The 15559-nt window shown below is 60.3% G+C and carries 15 protein-coding genes; 6 read left to right on the top strand and 9 right to left on the bottom strand.

From position 1 onward, the window contains the following. Window positions 1-171 precede the first annotated feature (171 nt). The 3 genes from DTF_RS0113280 to DTF_RS23505 all read left to right on the top strand — a co-directional run bounded on the left by DTF_RS0113280 (window position 172) and on the right by DTF_RS23505 (window position 3435). Window positions 172-1446 (top strand): MBL fold metallo-hydrolase, encoded by a 1275-nt coding sequence (locus DTF_RS0113280; RefSeq protein WP_304412877.1) that lies wholly within the window; start codon window positions 172-174, stop codon window positions 1444-1446. Between the two features lie 35 nt (window positions 1447-1481). Further along, a complete protein-coding gene (locus tag DTF_RS0113285; RefSeq protein WP_027715713.1) occupies window positions 1482-1694 on the top strand; it encodes a DUF2959 family protein in 213 nt (70 codons plus the stop codon). Between the two features lie 220 nt (window positions 1695-1914). After that, complete coding sequence (locus tag DTF_RS23505; RefSeq protein WP_035057038.1) at window positions 1915-3435, top strand: lipopolysaccharide biosynthesis protein; 1521 nt, start codon at window positions 1915-1917, stop codon at window positions 3433-3435. 59 nt (window positions 3436-3494) lie between these two features. Here DTF_RS23505 and DTF_RS0113295 read toward each other — a convergent pair whose 3' ends face one another. After that, on the bottom strand, window positions 3495-4055 hold the full coding sequence (locus DTF_RS0113295) for a hypothetical protein (protein WP_027715714.1): 561 nt from the start codon (window positions 4053-4055) through the stop codon (window positions 3495-3497). A 281-nt stretch (window positions 4056-4336) separates the two neighbouring features. Here DTF_RS0113295 and panP point away from each other — a divergent pair, with 281 nt between their 5' ends. Then, window positions 4337-5992: a pyridoxal-dependent aspartate 1-decarboxylase PanP gene (gene panP, locus DTF_RS0113300; RefSeq protein WP_035057039.1), complete on the top strand. Its 1656-nt coding sequence runs from the start codon at window positions 4337-4339 to the stop codon at window positions 5990-5992. Window positions 5993-6001: 9 nt separating this feature from the next. Here the strand turns inward: panP and DTF_RS0113305 are convergent, their stop codons facing one another. Next, entirely contained in the window at window positions 6002-7258 is a 1257-nt protein-coding gene (locus tag DTF_RS0113305) for a thioredoxin family protein (protein WP_027715716.1), read from the bottom strand. A gap of 153 nt (window positions 7259-7411) precedes the next feature. Here DTF_RS0113305 and DTF_RS0113310 point away from each other — a divergent pair, with 153 nt between their 5' ends. Together DTF_RS0113310 and DTF_RS0113315 are read left to right on the top strand one after the other, a co-directional pair. After that, window positions 7412-7642, top strand: coding sequence for a hypothetical protein (locus DTF_RS0113310; RefSeq protein WP_027715717.1), 231 nt, complete (start codon window positions 7412-7414; stop codon window positions 7640-7642). A gap of 205 nt (window positions 7643-7847) precedes the next feature. Continuing rightward, the gene (locus tag DTF_RS0113315; protein ID WP_027715718.1) at window positions 7848-8531 is read left to right on the top strand and encodes a hypothetical protein; all 684 of its coding nucleotides are present in this window, start codon (window positions 7848-7850) and stop codon (window positions 8529-8531) included. A 106-nt stretch (window positions 8532-8637) separates the two neighbouring features. Here DTF_RS0113315 and DTF_RS0113320 read toward each other — a convergent pair whose 3' ends face one another. The 7 genes from DTF_RS0113320 to DTF_RS23510 form a co-directional block, all read right to left on the bottom strand. Beyond that, entirely contained in the window at window positions 8638-9201 is a 564-nt protein-coding gene (locus DTF_RS0113320) for a manganese efflux pump MntP family protein (RefSeq protein WP_027715719.1), read from the bottom strand. Between the two features lie 18 nt (window positions 9202-9219). After that, window positions 9220-10410 carry a hypothetical protein gene (locus tag DTF_RS0113325; protein WP_155890819.1) on the bottom strand — a complete coding sequence of 397 codons (1191 nt, stop codon included), beginning with the start codon at window positions 10408-10410 and terminating at the stop codon, window positions 9220-9222. A gap of 104 nt (window positions 10411-10514) precedes the next feature. Further along, entirely contained in the window at window positions 10515-11204 is a 690-nt protein-coding gene (locus tag DTF_RS0113330; RefSeq protein ID WP_027715721.1) for an ABC transporter ATP-binding protein, read from the bottom strand. Between the two features lie 55 nt (window positions 11205-11259). Then, a complete protein-coding gene (locus tag DTF_RS0113335) occupies window positions 11260-12510 on the bottom strand; it encodes an ABC transporter permease (protein ID WP_226989336.1) in 1251 nt (416 codons plus the stop codon). A gap of 72 nt (window positions 12511-12582) precedes the next feature. Continuing rightward, window positions 12583-13806 (bottom strand): FtsX-like permease family protein, encoded by a 1224-nt coding sequence (locus DTF_RS0113340; RefSeq protein WP_027715723.1) that lies wholly within the window; start codon window positions 13804-13806, stop codon window positions 12583-12585. A 9-nt stretch (window positions 13807-13815) separates the two neighbouring features. Beyond that, the gene (locus tag DTF_RS0113345; RefSeq protein WP_027715724.1) at window positions 13816-14553 is read right to left on the bottom strand and encodes an outer membrane lipoprotein-sorting protein; all 738 of its coding nucleotides are present in this window, start codon (window positions 14551-14553) and stop codon (window positions 13816-13818) included. Between the two features lie 296 nt (window positions 14554-14849). After that, window positions 14850-15473, bottom strand: a complete 624-nt coding sequence (locus DTF_RS23510) for an NTP transferase domain-containing protein (RefSeq protein WP_226989365.1) — start codon at window positions 15471-15473, stop codon at window positions 14850-14852. Window positions 15474-15559 lie beyond the last annotated feature (86 nt).

Here is a 15559-nt window from a genome sequence, read left to right on the forward strand (position 1 = left end):
TCAGCGGGGTCCGCGACCCAATCCCAAAGGCGCAGGAAACACACCCCTGGATTACTCAGCCTGAAGACCTCTTGACCCCTCTCCGCCGTTTCTGTAAAGTCGGACATTATCCATATAAGACAGCCGGGTCCGGCAATACCGGAAACGGCGAAAAAGGAGAGGTAAGAATCGATGCCCGAGCCATTGATGACCAGCATCCGGATGTACGGCTGTCTGCATACCATTCGCAAGGAACGAGGTCTGAGCTCTGTCGCCGAGGTCAGTATACCTGAACAGGGACGTACGGGACGGGATCTCGCCCGCGAGCTCGATCTGCCGCTGGAGAAAATCGAGGGGGTGTTTATCGATCACCGCGTCTACGGCCTTGACCGTCTCATTCCCCCTGGGGCCGACGTCGCCTTCGTGCCGACCGGGGTTCCCGGTCCCCATCGTTACATGCTCGGCATCTACGCGGCTGGGAGAACTGCCGGCGGTTCCGACCGGGAGCATGAAGCGGCCGCCCCCTCTTGCCGGAAGGCTTCCCTGGACCTGAACAGGCTGACCTGCATCGATCTCAACCAGCCCTTGCTGGAAGGTTTTCGCAGATTCATAAGCTCCTGGCTCTACCGGGGAGAGAAATTCACTCTTCTCGTCGACCCGGGCCCCCTCTCCACCATCCCTCACCTGGTCAAGGAAATGCGCCGCCTGGGGGTGGAGCGACTCGATCACATCCTTCTGACCCACATCCATATCGACCATGCCGGCGGCACCGGCGCCCTGCTCCGGGAATTTCCCGAGGCGAGGGTGATCTGCCATCCCGAAGGCGTCCGCCACCTGGTCGCTCCGGCGAAGCTGTGGGAAGGATCGCGCAAGGTGCTGGGAAAGCTGCTGACGGATGTTTATGGTGAGATCCTCCCCGTTCCCGCAGACAAGATCTGGTTTAAGGACATCATCGGAGAGACCGGGGTGCGCGCCTTCCTCACGCCCGGCCATGCCCAGCACCATCTCTGTTTTCTCCTGGAGGACCTGCTCTTCGCCGGTGAAGTCGCCGGAGTCCGCAGCGAAGTGCCGGAGGGGATCTACATACGACCCGCCACCCCACCGCGTTTCGAGCTGGAGGTGGCTCTCGACTCCCTCGACCGCATGATCGCCCTGGCACCCCGCACCATGGTCTTCGCTCACCACGGTCTGGCGGATGACGCTGTCGACCACCTCCAGATCGCCCGCAGGCAGCTGCTGCTATGGGTCCAGGGGGTGGCCGAAACCGCCTCGGTCGATGAGTCGAAGCGCGAGGAGGCCCTTTTCAGGTGGCTCCTGGAGCGGGATGAGATCTACCGCAATATCCATCAGCTGCCGCCGGACATCCATGCCCGCGAGCGCATTTTTCTGGGAAATACCCTGCGGGGAATGAGCGAGTACGTGGAGAGTCTTCCGGCGGAGGAGCGGCGCGCTCTTTCCGACGGGTAAAAAAATCCCGGCATCTCCCGACATTTCACCCGGACTTGCCATCTTCCCTCCCGGGGCCATACTGGCTGAAAACTCCTGGAGCCGGCCATGCGCACCGGAATGATCCTTCTTGTAACCTGAACGGCCGCGCCGTCGCCTTCCTGCCCCCTGAGCTGGGAAGGATCGAGGCCGACGTGGACCGGCTGGTCCGGATGGAAGTCGCCATTCGCGAAGCCGAAGCCTTCATTCGCCGCCTGGAAGCGGCCTGAGTCCTGCCTCCAGAGGCGTACGAACCTGCTTTTTTTCATTCTTCCCCTCCGGTGATTTCCCTTCAAACCGCACCCGTTCAGACCATTGTTTCGATGCAGCCACCGCTTGATTCTCGACCCTTGCATTAAGCTACCTTCCTGTTTCAATTGGTCGAGCCGGCCACGCTACCATCCATGGCCGCCTGGTTCGCACCGGACGTTTTCGACCGGAGTTCATATATTGGAAAAAGACAATCGTACCAGCAGGTTTTTCCGCGGGGTGTTAAGTTCCTACGTGACCCGAGCCCTTACGGTGGTCACCGGTTTTATCATTACCCCTTTTGTTCTGCGGCATATCGGTCAGGAGTATTACGGCATCTGGGTCGCCATCGGCCAGGTCACCGGTTATTTCGGCATGCTCGATCTGGGACTTACCGGCTCGGCACGGGTCCTCATTTCCCGATCCCAGCACGAGGAAGGCGGCGAAACGCTCAATACCGTCTTTTCCAACACCATCATCCTCCACACCCTGGTCGCGGTACTGACCATGGCGGCCGGTGCCGCCGTCTCTTTTTATGTCCCCGGTTTTTTCAGGATATCCTCCAGCTCCGCAGATCTGGTCTGGAAAACAGCACTGCTCGCCGCGGTCGGATTTTCCATCTCCTTTCCGATCCGGACCTTCAAGGCTGTTCTCGGCGGTACTCAGCATATCGCCACCCAGAAGTGGACGGAACTGGCCAATTACCTGCTGCAGACGATGGCCATCGTCGGCCTTCTGGAGACGGGACTCGGCCTGCTCGCGCTTCCCTTGGCCGCGGTCCTGGCCAATTCCGTTTCCCTTCTGCTTTTTTATCTGATCGGCAGAATCCAGGTTCCGCTCCTCCGCTTCCGGATGGACCTGGTGAGCCGGGATCGGGTCAGGAACATCTTTTCCCTCAGCTTCTGGTGGTTTCTCAGCAGCCTGGGCGTCCTCTTCGTCAATGCCACGGACTACCTGGTCATAGGACGCACCCTCGGGCCCGCGCTGGTGACGGTGTATGCCCTGACTTACCGCCTGGCCGGGTTGGGCCGGACTCAGATATTTGAAATGGACCGTGTTCTGATGCCCGGGGTCGGGGATCTGATCGGCCGTCAGGAATTCGATAAACTGAAGAAAGTCTTCCTCTCGTCGACAAAGGTTCTACTTGCTCTCGGGCTCACCCTCGCCGTCTTCCTCCTGCTGTTCAACCGTCACATCGTCCGGTTCTGGGTCGGAGAGGACAATTTCGCCGGCCAGGGGATCACCATGGTTTTCGCCCTGGCGGTCTTCCAGATGATCGTCTCCCATCATTGCTCGTCCTTCCTCTCCTCCTTCCTCAAACTGAAGAGCCTGGCCCTGGTCCGCTGGACCGAAGGCGTGGTAAATCTCTCCCTTTCGATCTACCTGGCCCAGGAAATCGGCATGATCGGGGTCGCCCTGGGAACGCTCGTCGCCGGAGCCCTCACTTCCGCCTGGTATTTCCCCCGGAAAATCTGCCGTCTCCTTTCCGTCACCCTTGCCGATCTTTCCCGGGAGGTTGTTTTCCCCCTCTTCAGATTCTCCCTCCTGCTCTTCGGTCTGGCGCTCCTCTTCGCCGAAGCAGACAAAAGTTCCCTTTTTATGCTGCTGCTCGATCTTGCGACTTTTGCTCTCTCAACAATCGTGGGGGGATACTTTCTCCTGTTGTCCCCCAAGGAGAAGAAAATTTTTCGGCGCCCGGGAATAATATTCCCGGAAGGATGAAATGCTCAATCGTGAAAAGGCGGCCATCAGAGGGGGATGCTGTCGGAGTGGGGCGATCCTCAGCGCCTTTCGGAAGCTTCCGGCAAGGATGCGAACAGGCTTTCGACCAGCACCGTCAAGGCGATATGCCGTGCCGAGACCGGACGACTTATCCCGCCTCCTCCCACGCCCCCGACCTTGCCGACTCCTCTGCCGCGCCAAAGTACCTCGCCCGAGGATGTGGATACAAGTTCTCCGACGGCCTCGATATCTATGACCGGCGGAGGATTGATGTCGCCATAGGTTTCGGTGATGAAGAGGAAATCCACATGGATGGCCATGGCCGCGGCTGAACCACCGGCTCCGCTCTCGGGAGCGGACCCTCGACTTATCCGATACCCTTTTTGTTCAAGAACCGAAGCGGCCCTGTGCCTGAGTTCCTGTTCCAGGTCGAGGCCGGGGGGGGGGGCGTAACGCTCTTCGAAGGTGACCGGAAGCAGAGCGATCTCGTGAATCTCCATCTGCCGGAAATCCGGGGCGATGAACAGGGGCTCTTTCTGACCGGAGGCGCAACCGCTCAGCAGTACCGCGATGATCATCACAACAAGAAGCCTGAAGTGCAGGTTCCGTAGGCAACCCATGCCTGTTTTCTCCTGCTTCCGCCCATTGAAAAAACCTGGCAGACAGTAAAAAACCCTATCCTCGGAGAGAAATCGGTCAACCCGGGCCTAAGGTTCGATTTTCAACCATTTTCGCACGGAAACTCCGAAAAAATCAAAAGATCCTGACTTTTCTCCCTGTCGCGGGTATTTGAATTTGACAGAATACAGTCGAAAACTGTATACAGAACAATCGGCTCTTTAATCGGTCCGTTTCGTGACGGGCTCAAGATTACTACCGAAAAGGCAGCTCGCGAACTATCATGTCTCCGGAAACCGCAAAAGCCAATCTTCGCAACCTCTATCGGATCTTCACCGTTCCGGAGGCTCCCGACTCCACCCTGGGGCGAATCGACCAAGCTATATCCGACAACGTGACCGGCTTCCTGCAGGAACATATCGTCGCCCTCGAGCACTCCCTCGAGGAGATCGAGCACGATTTCGAAAATTCTCGGGTTCCCGAAGAGCCGACCTTCGTCTCCGAATATACCGAATTCCTCAAAGAGAAGCTGGTCGCACAGTCGGTGCATACCGCCGCCCCGGGTTTCATCGGCCACATGACCTCGGCCCTTCCGTATTTCATGCTCCCCCTCTCCCGGATTCTCATCGCCCTCAACCAGAATCTGGTCAAGGTGGAAACCTCCAAGGCCTTCACTCCCTTGGAGCGCCAGGTGCTTGCCATGCTTCACCGGCTCGTTTTCGAGCAGGACGACAGCTTCTACCGTCGGTGGATCCATGACAGCGAGCATGCCCTGGGGGCATTCTGCTCGGGAGGGACGGTGGCCAATATCACCGCCCTGTGGGCCGCCCGCAACCGGCTCTGCGCGCCCTCGGAGTCCTTCCGGGGAATCGCCCGGGAGGGTCTGGCCCGGGCTCTGCGGCATCTCGATTGCGACGGCCTCGCGGTTCTGGCCTCCCGGCGCGCCCATTATTCCCTGGGCAAGGCGGCCGATCTGCTTGGAATCGGACGCGACAACCTGATCGCCGTGGAAACCGACGAACACAACCGGGTCGACATGAAGAAGCTGCGCGGCCACTGCAAAAGGCTGCGGGGAGAGGGAATCCTGCCTCTGGCCGTGGTGGGGATCGGAGGGACGACCGAGACCGGGAACATCGACCCGCTGGAGGCGATGGCTGATCTCGCCGCCGAACTGGGATGCCACTTCCACGTGGATGCCGCCTGGGGAGGTCCAACCCTTTTCTCCTCCACTCACAGGGGAAAGCTGCGCGGGATAGAACGCGCCGACTCCGTCACCCTCGATGCGCACAAGCAGCTCTACGTCCCCATGGGGGCCGGGATGGTAGTGTTCAAGGATCCGGCCGCACTCTCCCATATCGAGCATCATGCCGCCTACATCATCCGCCGCGGCTCCAAGGACCTGGGAAGCCACACCCTGGAAGGATCGCGCCCCGGGATGGCGATGCTGGTCCATGCCGGCCTGTCGATCATCGGCCGCAAAGGGTATGAGCTGCTGATGGATCAGGGGATCGATCGGGCGCGGCAATTTGCTGACCTGATCAGAAACAACCCTGATTTCGAGCTGGTGACCGCCCCGGAACTCAACATTCTCACCTACCGCTACAACCCGGCCCCGGTGCAGGCCGCCCTTTCAGGAGCCCCGCCCGAACGCGTCAATAAGATCAATGCTCTCCTCGATGAGATCACCAGAATAATCCAGAAGATCCAGCGTGAGTCGGGCAAATCTTTCGTCTCCCGCACCCGCCTCGCACCGACCCGCTATCACGGCGACACCATTACCGTGTTCCGCGTGGTGCTGGCCAATCCCCTGACCACCGAAGCCATTCTGAACGCCGTACTCGATGAGCAATGCGAAATCGCCCAGCGGGACGGCATCCCCCCTCTGCTCGACGAGCTCAATGTGTTGATTCGGGGCCAGGGTCCCAAGTTCAGAGCCTGAAGACCGTTCCTACTCTCTTCCATGACGAGACAGGCCTCTTTTCGCGGCCAGGGCTACAAGTCCGGTCAACAGCAGGGCGGCCGCGAGCAGTCCCGCCGCGGCCAGCGGATTGTTGAGAAGGGCCGGTTCGATGAGGAGCACCCCCCCCAGGAAAACCATCATCACCCCCGAGAGGAGCTTGAGCACCCGCCCCTGCCATTCACTCATCTTGCGGCGGCCGAGGGTGACGGTGAAGACGCCGACGATCACCGCAAGGGGAACGATATAGACGAGGTTGTACAGTCCCAGGTAGAGATAGTACTGTTCCGGCGTCAATGAATGCAGGGTCAGCACCCGGGTGAAGACCATGGGGAAGCCGGCGGTGCAGAGGAGTTCGTAGCTGTTCGCCGCCACCGCCAGGATCAGGGCGCCGGTGAGCATGGTCGCCGGGGATTCAGCCTTGAGGAGGCCGCGCATCCGGGCGAAGAGTTTCGGCTTGGCCGCCTCCGGAATGCTCAGGGAGACGCCCTCCTTGAAAAAGAAGAAGTCTTTGGCGTTGATGATTCCGAGGACCAGGGCCACGGTCCCCGCTGCAGTCGTGATGGCCCGCAGATGCCCGACGAGCAGAAAGAGGTTGAGCCAGGCCGCCATGAAAAGAAAGTAGACGATCCCCGAGCAGAGGACGAAGGTGCCGCCGATCATCAGCATCCGCCGGCGCGAGCGCACGTGGATGAGGAGGCTCAGAAGGAAGAGGAGAACGAAAAAGGCGCAGGGATTGAAGCTGTCGAGAGCGGCGATCAGGACGGTGAACAGGGGGAGCGAAAGCCCCTCCGGTTCGACCGCGCCGAACAGGGGAACCTGGAGGACTGCTTTCCCTTCGGGAACGGTCTCTGTCGCTCTGGCTGAGACCGTCGCTTCGATCTCCCGGGCGATTTCCGGCGAAAATCCCGAGAATGCCCGCTCGCCGACATAGAAGGAAGGCACCCCCGCCGGCCGGGTTCCGAAGCGCTCCGCCGTTTCGATCCACACGGCCAGATTCTCCCGGCTTGCCATAACATCGTAGCTGCGTATCTCCAGTTGCGGATGCCTTTGCGCCAGGCCGCTCAAAAACGGCTTGGCCTCCTCGCACACCGGACACCCCGTTCCCCAGAAATAATAGAGGATTACCTTGTCGTTTTCGGCAGCCGAGGCGTCGAAGCGACTTCCGGGGGAAGCCAGGAACAGGAGCAGAAGCAGAAAGGCTGCCCGCCGGCAGATAAATAAGGTTTTCTTCAGGGCTTCCGACATCTTTTCTCCGTTTGAATCCTTTAAATCATTTTAACTTATTTTTAGGATGAAACTCAGGCGCCTCTCGCTGGATGAAAGCGGTCCGTCCGTCCACCGGTGCTATAATGGAAATGAACGTCCTTCACCCGAACCTTATGGAGAAGGGAGAAAATCATGAAACGGGAAGAATTCGAACTCCTCTGTCATGCGGTCAAGAGTGGAGACGCGAAGTTTGTGGAGAACATGAAGTGGAGGTACACCGGCAAAGTCATTGCCTGCAAAGCCGGCGAGGTAAAGGTGGAAGCCTTCGGCCATCAGTTCGACTGGCCCGTGGAAATCTGTCAAGAGGCGCGGAGGGATGTCGATCCGCTGGGTCCCCCGTCGAGCACGAGAGGAGGGGCCTGAAAATCGAGAGGGGGGTTTTACTTTTATCCCGCTGACCGGGTATAATGACGCAACGTGAACGCGCCGACTGCCGGACATCGCCAGTTCAGTTTTTCTCCGTCCGTTGGCGTCAACCGGGAAGGCTTTGATCTGAATCAAACAGTTGCCGGGGAGATGAGGGTAGGATGCTTTCGCCCTGAAATCATTTTCCCCGCGGAGGTATTCCATGAGGTCAGTTGTTTTGTGCGTATTTCTTATCGTTCTTTCTTCGCCGGCGCTGGCCGCCCCCACCATCTCCTGCCACTGTTTTACCGACCGCAGCTTTGATGCCGCGCGACCCGGGGCGGCCGATCCCTATTTTCTCGCCACCACCCAGAACTCTTTTCTGGCCGCAGCCTTCGACATGAATAAAAAGGAGATCGTGAAGGCCCGCATGTCCGGCACGTCCGAGGAGGATTTGTGGATAGGTCATTTCGTCGCCGAGCGAAGCGGACGCACGCATGCCGAGGTGGTGGACGCAAGGAAACAGTCGCCGAACTGGCCTGAAGCGCTGAGCCTGCTCAATCCCGATCGGGAGCAACTCGGGTCCCGGTTCACGGCCGCGCTGGAAAAAGGATCGGAGGCCGCCCTGTCAGTCGCAGCCGCCGATGAAGTGCTGACCACCCGTCTGAGAGTGGCGCCGGAAGTTCTGACGGAGCTTCGTACCACCGGTGCGTCGACCCGCGAAGCGATTATCTCCCTCTTTTTGTCTCGGCGAGCGGACCACCCCGCCCTCGCTTTTTTCACCGAGGTGCAGGCCGGAAACAAGACCTGGGGACAGTTGCTCGACGGACTCGGCATCGAACCCGGCATGATCGAAGGGGAGATCCGCAAGATGCTGCAGGGGGACGGTTCAGCAGCAAAGTCCTGAAGAATACCAAAGAGTCACAGAGCCACAGAGAAAGCAAAACATTCGGTAAAAGATTTTCCGGTACTCTCTGTGTCTCATGAGCCTCTGTGGTGAATATTCGGTGAGTTCAACGCAGCAGCGTATGCTCGACCAGGATCTTGATTCCGATACCGCACAGCACCAGCCCGCCGAAGACTTCCACCCTCCGTTCCCACGAGGCGCCGAGTCGCCGTCCGAGGAGCATTCCCGCCACCGTAAAGGCGCAGGCAACCACCCCGATGACCAGCGACGGCACCCAGATGCTGACGCCCAGCATGGCCAGAGACAAGCCCACGGCCAGTGCGTCGATGCTGGTGGCGATGGAGAGCATCACCAGAGTCATGCCGCGGGTCGGGTCCGTAGCGGCCTCTTCCCCTTCATCCCGGAAAGCCTCCCATATCATCTTGCCGCCGACGAACCCGAGCAGGGCGAAGGCGATCCAGTGGTCGTAGGCGGCAATCCAGCGCTGTACCGTCATCCCCGCCAGCCAACCGAGAATCGGCATCAGGGCCTGAAAGAGGCCGAAGTGAAAGCCCAGGCGAAAAAGATGCCTGCCGTTCAGGGAAGACAGAGTCAGCCCCGCTCCCAGAGCTACGGCGAAGGCGTCCATGGCCAGCGCCACCGCGATTCCGATCAGGGTTATCCAGTCCATGGTGAAAACCTCTCACACTTAAAAGAAATATTTCAGAAAAATCCCGCCGCTGTCTCCCGCCGAACCGAACTCGCTGCGCGGGACGGGAATGCCGAACACTTCCTTCGGCTTTCTTCCTCTGCTGAAGCTCCAGAACACCTGCAGAACCATGTTGTCGGAGACAGAGTATTCGCCCAGGGGGCGCAGGAAGAAGGAGTCGTCCTCCAGATTCCAGATGAGCGTGCCGCTGACCGTAAGGAGCGGGTGGACTTCGTAGGAAGGACCGGCAAGAAGATAATGGCGGCCCGCAAGAAATGAAAGACCCTCGCGCAGGGGAGCGGAAATCAGAAATTCGCCGTATTCTTCAGGGTCACCTGCTCCGGCGCCGTTATACAGGTATTCGGACAGTAGGATCAATCCGTTATCGAAGCGGTACCAGGTCTCGACAGCACCGATGGCAAAGGTGTCGTGAAGATCTCCCCCCGCCTTGCCGACCTCCTTCCCCTCATAATAAGTCACCTCTCCCTTGAGTCCGAGCCCTCCCAGGCTGCCGGCCAGGCCGAACCCTCCCATCTCCCTCTCCCGCAGGGAACCCGCGATGGCGATCAGGTCGATTCCCCCTGTGTTCAGAGAGAAGGTGGCAAGGTAGGAATTGTTCTCCTTTTCGTCCCCGAACACGGCGATGGCGCCGATCTGTCCCCCGAGTCCGAAATAGTGTACCCCCCGCAGGGCATCGACTCCCGGGCGCACGTCGGTGTCGAGGGCGTCGGGGGGGAAGGGGGCGATGACGTCCAGGGGGGAGAACATGGCGATGCGTCCGAACCCCACCGCCTGGCGGCCGAAGGTCCATTCGGCGCCATACTTTTCGATGCGCAGGTTGAAGCGATCGACGAAGAGCTGATCCTGGAAACGGCCCCCCTCATTCCAGTTCTTCTCCAGGTCCAGGGTGCGGTTGACCGAGGCGCTGAAGAGGGGGAGGAGGCCGGGCGGATCGGAGTAGAGGAGGATGTTTTCCGCCGACAGCTCTATGTTCGAATCTTCGAAGACGCTTCCTTTGACGTCCAGGCGCAGGCGGTTGGAGGAGACCTCGCCCGAGGAGAGACCGCTTCGGGGCGGAGACTGGAGGTGGATGTTGAGGGATTTGAGATGCCCGCCGAGTTGCAGGTCCGTGGCTGAGGCGGAAAGGGTGGGCGCTATAATGATTGCAAGGGACAGCAAAAAAACCGGCATGAATGGCTCACGCGAAGGCGCGAAGGCGCGAAGGGGATCAAAAAAAAGATCAGGTTTTCTTCGCGGTCTTCGCGGCTTCGCGTGAGGAACGTCTTTTTTCAAAATCATTTCGCAGTACCCGAATCGGATTCCATCTTCCCGTCGCGCAGGCGGACGACTCTTAGGGCGTGGGAGATGACCAGGGTGTCATGGGAGCTGAAGATGAAGGTGGTCTTCTTCTCCCGGTTGAGGTTGCGCATGAGCGCCAGCAGTTCTTCAGCGGTTTTCGAATCGAGGTTGGCTGTCGGTTCGTCGGCGAGGATGACTGCCGGTTCGGCCGCCATGGCCCTGGCGACGGCGACCCTCTGCTGCTGTCCGCCGGAGAGGTCGTTCGGCCGGCGGTCTTCCAGTCCGGCGATTCCGAGTTCGGCAAAGAGCTCCCGGACCCGCTGCCGCCGCTTCTCCCTGGCTACCCCCTGAAGCATCAGGGTGAACTCGGCGTTCTCCGCGGCGGTAAGGACCGGGATCAGGTTGTAGGACTGGAAGATGAAACCTATCTTGCGCAGCCTGAAGTCAGCGAGGGACTTGACGGTGCTGCGTCCGACCTCGCGGCCTTCGACGGTGATCTCCCCCCCGGTGGGCTGGTCGAGGCAGCCGATGAGATTAAGAACCGTCGTCTTGCCGCTCCCCGAAGGCCCGGCCAGTACCGTGAATTCTCCCGGCTCTACACTCAGGGAGAGCCCGTCGACGGCGATCACCTGCTGGTGACCCAAGGGGTAGATTTTGGTGACGTCGCGAAGCTCGATCAGGGGCATGGGGGAAACCCTTTTGAGAAGTGAATGGTGAAAAGCTATTTCCGTCCTCCGTCTTTCAGACGTGCCTCATCGCTTCGGCCGGGCGGGTGCGTCCCGCCTTGACGGCCGGGTAAAGGGAGGCGAGGAGAACGAGGGCGACGACGTAGAGGGCGATCTGTGCCATCCACGCCAGATCCCAAGCGGCGCGCAGGATCGGATCGAAGACCACGCCGCCGTACTCGAGGGTTTCGGGGACGAAGGCCCGCAGATCGATGCCGACTTCGACCAGGTACCAGGTGGCCAGCGAACCGAGGATGCATCCCAGAGTCATGGCCGCGGCTCCCAGCACCAGCGCCTCGGCCAGAACCATGCGGCGAAGCACCGCGGCTGATGCGCCGAGGGCGAGAATAACGCCGAATTCGCGCAGGCGCTCCATTACCGACATCAGCAGGGTGTTGACGACTCCGATGGTGACGATGAGCAGGATGACCACAAAAATGAATTTCTGGCTGGCGTAGTCGAGCTTGATGGCATTGGCCAGGTTCGGCATCGCTTTCTCCCAGGGGACCGGATGCAGCTCCGGCCTGTCTTTCAGCACGTCCGCAATAACCGGGAAAACCTCGGCATCGTCGTCGGCCCGGCGCAGGATCACCGCCAACTCGTGTACCTCTCCGGGGATGCCGGCCATGGCGGCCGCCCGCTCCCCGCCGACCATGATCAGCGAAGAATCGACTTCCCTGATTCCCGTATCGATCACCCCGCGCACCCGGAAGAGTTCGTTGACGAGTTCTCCATCGCGGCTCTGCAGGGTGATCACGAACTTGCTTCCCTCCTCTATCTTCAATTCCCTGAGCAGCCGCGCTCCGAGCACCGCGTCACGGCTATCGGCCGTGCGGATCATTTTGTCGGCGGGGAGTCCGGCCAGAAAGGGGCTGATCCGCAGCTCGGTCCGCGGATCGACGCCGGTGACAACGATGCCGCGGCTCTCCCGGCTCGACTGGGCCAGTCCCGGCAGGTAAAGCCGGGGGAGGACAGCCTCGACGCCGGGGATGTCCCCGATGACGGCGGCCGCCTCCCCGGGAGGATAGGAGAGGTTTTCGTCACGGCTGGTGACGTAATCGCCTCTGTAGACGGCAATGTGCCCCGATCCGGCCCGCACGCCGCTGTCGACCATCCGGGCGTAAACTCCGAAGGAGAGATTGTGAAAGGCCTGCACCAGCATCACGCTCATGCTGATCGCCGCCAGGGTGATCAGCGTGCGCCGCCGGTTGCGCCAGAGGTTCTTCCACGCCAGCCGCAGCAGATCAATGTTCCAGGCACTCGTCATTTGTCATCCGCCACTTGTTATTTGCTCTTGAGCCCTATCTCGTCCCCCGTCCCTCGTCCCTCGTCCCTGAACCTATTCCTCCCTTATCGCCTCGACCGGTTGCAGCTTGGCGGCCCGGTTGGCGGGAAGAAAGCCGGCCAGCAGGCAGACGGCCAGGAGCAGAAGAGCCGGAATGACGAAGTTGCTCGGTTCGAGCACGGCGCCGAGGCGCGGCAGGATCGTTCCCCCGGCGTAGGTGACCGGGGTGATTGTGGCGGAGAGGTCGATTCCGATCCGGGCCATGTAGAGGCTCATCAGAAGTCCCAGGAATACTCCGAGGACCAGCGACAGGACCCCCATGGCCAGCGTCTCCAGCAGGACCAGCAGGCGGATGCGTGCGGGCCGCATCCCCATGGCCATCAGGATGCCGAACTCCCGGGTCCGTTCCATGACGGACATGAAGAAGGTATTGAGGATGCCGAGGCCGGTGGCGAAATAGAGGATGACCACGATGATCATCCGGGAGACGTCGAAACTGGCGATCACCTCACGCATCTCGGGAAGAAGCTGACCCCATTCGAGGGCGGCAAGCCCCGGCGGAAGCAGGGGCTGCAGGTCGTTGGCGGCTGCCTCCGCCTGCATCGGCTCGCGCACGGCCAGAGCCAGTTCATGCACCCTGCCGTCGAGGACCATCACCCTCTGCAGCCAGGGAAGCCCGACCAGGACGAGGGAGTTGTCGTGGCCGCTGTCGCCGGTCGCGAAAATGCCAGCGACTCTCAAAAGATCGTTGCCGATCGAGCCGTCCGCCGCCTGGGTGACGAAGACCAGTTCGTCGCCGGGGACGACGCCGAGCTTCTTCGCCAGTCCAAGGCCGAGGACCGCCCCGTTGCCGGGATCGTTGGGGAGAAAACGGCCGGCGACGACGTGTCCGGCCAGGGTGGTGACTTCCCGTTCCGCCTCCGGTCGGATGCCGAGCAGCTCGGCCGGATAGCTGCTTACCTCATGGGATACAAGGCCGAAACCACGCAACCGCGGGGATACTCCCACGATCTCGGGCATCTTCTTGAGCCGCTCCAGAAGCTGCGGGTCTGGGGAGAAATTGGCGAACATGTCCCGGTCTTCCTCGTACCCTTGCCGCATCACGACGACATGGCCGTGGTACTGCTCGGTCACTGAGGAGAGCATGTCGCGCAGCATCCCGGAAAAGACCCCCAGCGCCAGGATCAGCAGTGAGGAGGAGACGACCATCGCCGAGATGGTGAGAAGCGAGCGCCGTTTGTTGCGCCAGATGTTGCGCAGGGCAAGAGTCAGCAGCATCTCCTCGTCTCATCGCCTCTTCAGATTGCCCAGGGAAAAGAAGTTCTCCTCGACGGAGATATCGAACTCGATCTCTTTATAGTGCAGGATCGTCCGTTCCTGCGGATCGTCCACGGGCCGGACGGTCATCCGCAGGGGGATGGTCCTGTCGCCGATCTTTCGCACGTCTTCGAAGCGGATATCGCGAACCTTGATCATCTTCTCGTCAAAGTATTCCACCAGCAGAGGAACCCGGTCGGCCTTGCGGATCTGGTAGACGATCTTTCCCCAGACCACGGCCGCCTCCGATTTCGGCAGTCCCTCGATGCGCCAGTGATCGTCGGTCTCCTCGAGGAGGGAGAAGGAGTAATCACGGTCGATGTGAGCCGCCTTGACCAGGTCGTTGTTGGTGATGTGGCTGCCCATCCAGGAGCCGCCCATCATTGAGGGTGGAATTTTGATGACCCTGTCGACCTTGGGGAGGTAATTCCAGACCTCCTGATTCACCTTGAGGGTGGCGACGCCGCGCTCCTTAGGGGGTTCGAGAATCCGCACCAGGAAATAGTCGCGGCCGAGGGACCAGGCCTCCATGGTGAGGCGCCTCTGCCAGTTTTCCGTGCTGACTTCCATGTCCATGCGGGCGCGGGAAGAGCGGCCGACGTACTGGTCCTCCACCTCGCGAATCAGCTGCTGCAGGTCGAGGGCGGCCCGGGCCGAGGGGGACCAGGCGATCAGAAGGATGAAGATGACGGGAAGCAGACGGTTCATGTTTTTACCCTTTTACTCCTCACTCCTGTCCCCTCACGCCTCACGCATTTGACATCGAGACGATCCATTTTCATAATTGAGCTCATTCTAACAGAGAGAAGTGTAAATCCACAGGTGAAATGTTCTGAGCAGGGGAAGATTCATGTCGGACAGCGAGTCGGTTGCAGGAGATGCGGGGGAAAGTCGAAAATCACACGGGGCAGTTGATCGGAACGCGTTTTGAGCTGTCGTGGCAGTTTCAAGAAAATAAAGGCGAGCCGCCTCGAATACGGGGCGGCTTCCTTTTTGAAGGGCTATTATTCGATGCCGACGCGCTGCAGAGAATGAGCAAGGCCGGGCGGGCGGTGCCAGAATTGGAGAACCTTCTGGTAATCCTTCAAGGTGTCCATGTCGATGAGAACTCCCGTATCCTGCACGGGAACGGTCTTGACTCGGTCCGGTTCACGCCGCACGATTTCGTGCAGGGTCGACAGAAGGCGAATCTCCTCCAGGACATCCCGTGAAAAAAGGGTGGGATGACCGCAGCGTCCCCGATAGGTGGGGAGGATGATGTCGGCCGAGGTTCGCGCATAATGCTCACAGATGGCGCGAAGGGTGGCGGGCTTGACCAGGGGATGATCGACCAGCGCCACCAGGACGGCATCGCTGTTGTCCGAAACCGCCTGCAGACCGCAGCGGACCGAGTCGGCCATTTCGCTTTCAGGCTCCAGGTTGCGTACGATGGTGGCGGGCAGGTCGACCACGGCTTCGATCACCGCCTCGCCGCAGATCCCCACCACCAGAATAACTTCATCCATTCCCCCCTGCAGCAGGGTCTCCATGCAGTGTCGGACCACCGGCTTATTTCCGAGGGGGAGAAGCGGCTTGCTCCTCCCCATGCGGCTCGATCGGCCGGCGGAGAGCAGAATAGCGGATATCATTTTCGGCACGGAACTTATCCTTTCAATGCGTCGAGCCAGAAGGCTGGCGGCAGATCTCCGCCGGCTCGCCGCTTGTCTTAAGGCGA

The organism is Desulfuromonas sp. TF (assembly GCF_000472285.1).
GTDB lineage: Bacteria > Desulfobacterota > Desulfuromonadia > Desulfuromonadales > ATBO01 > ATBO01.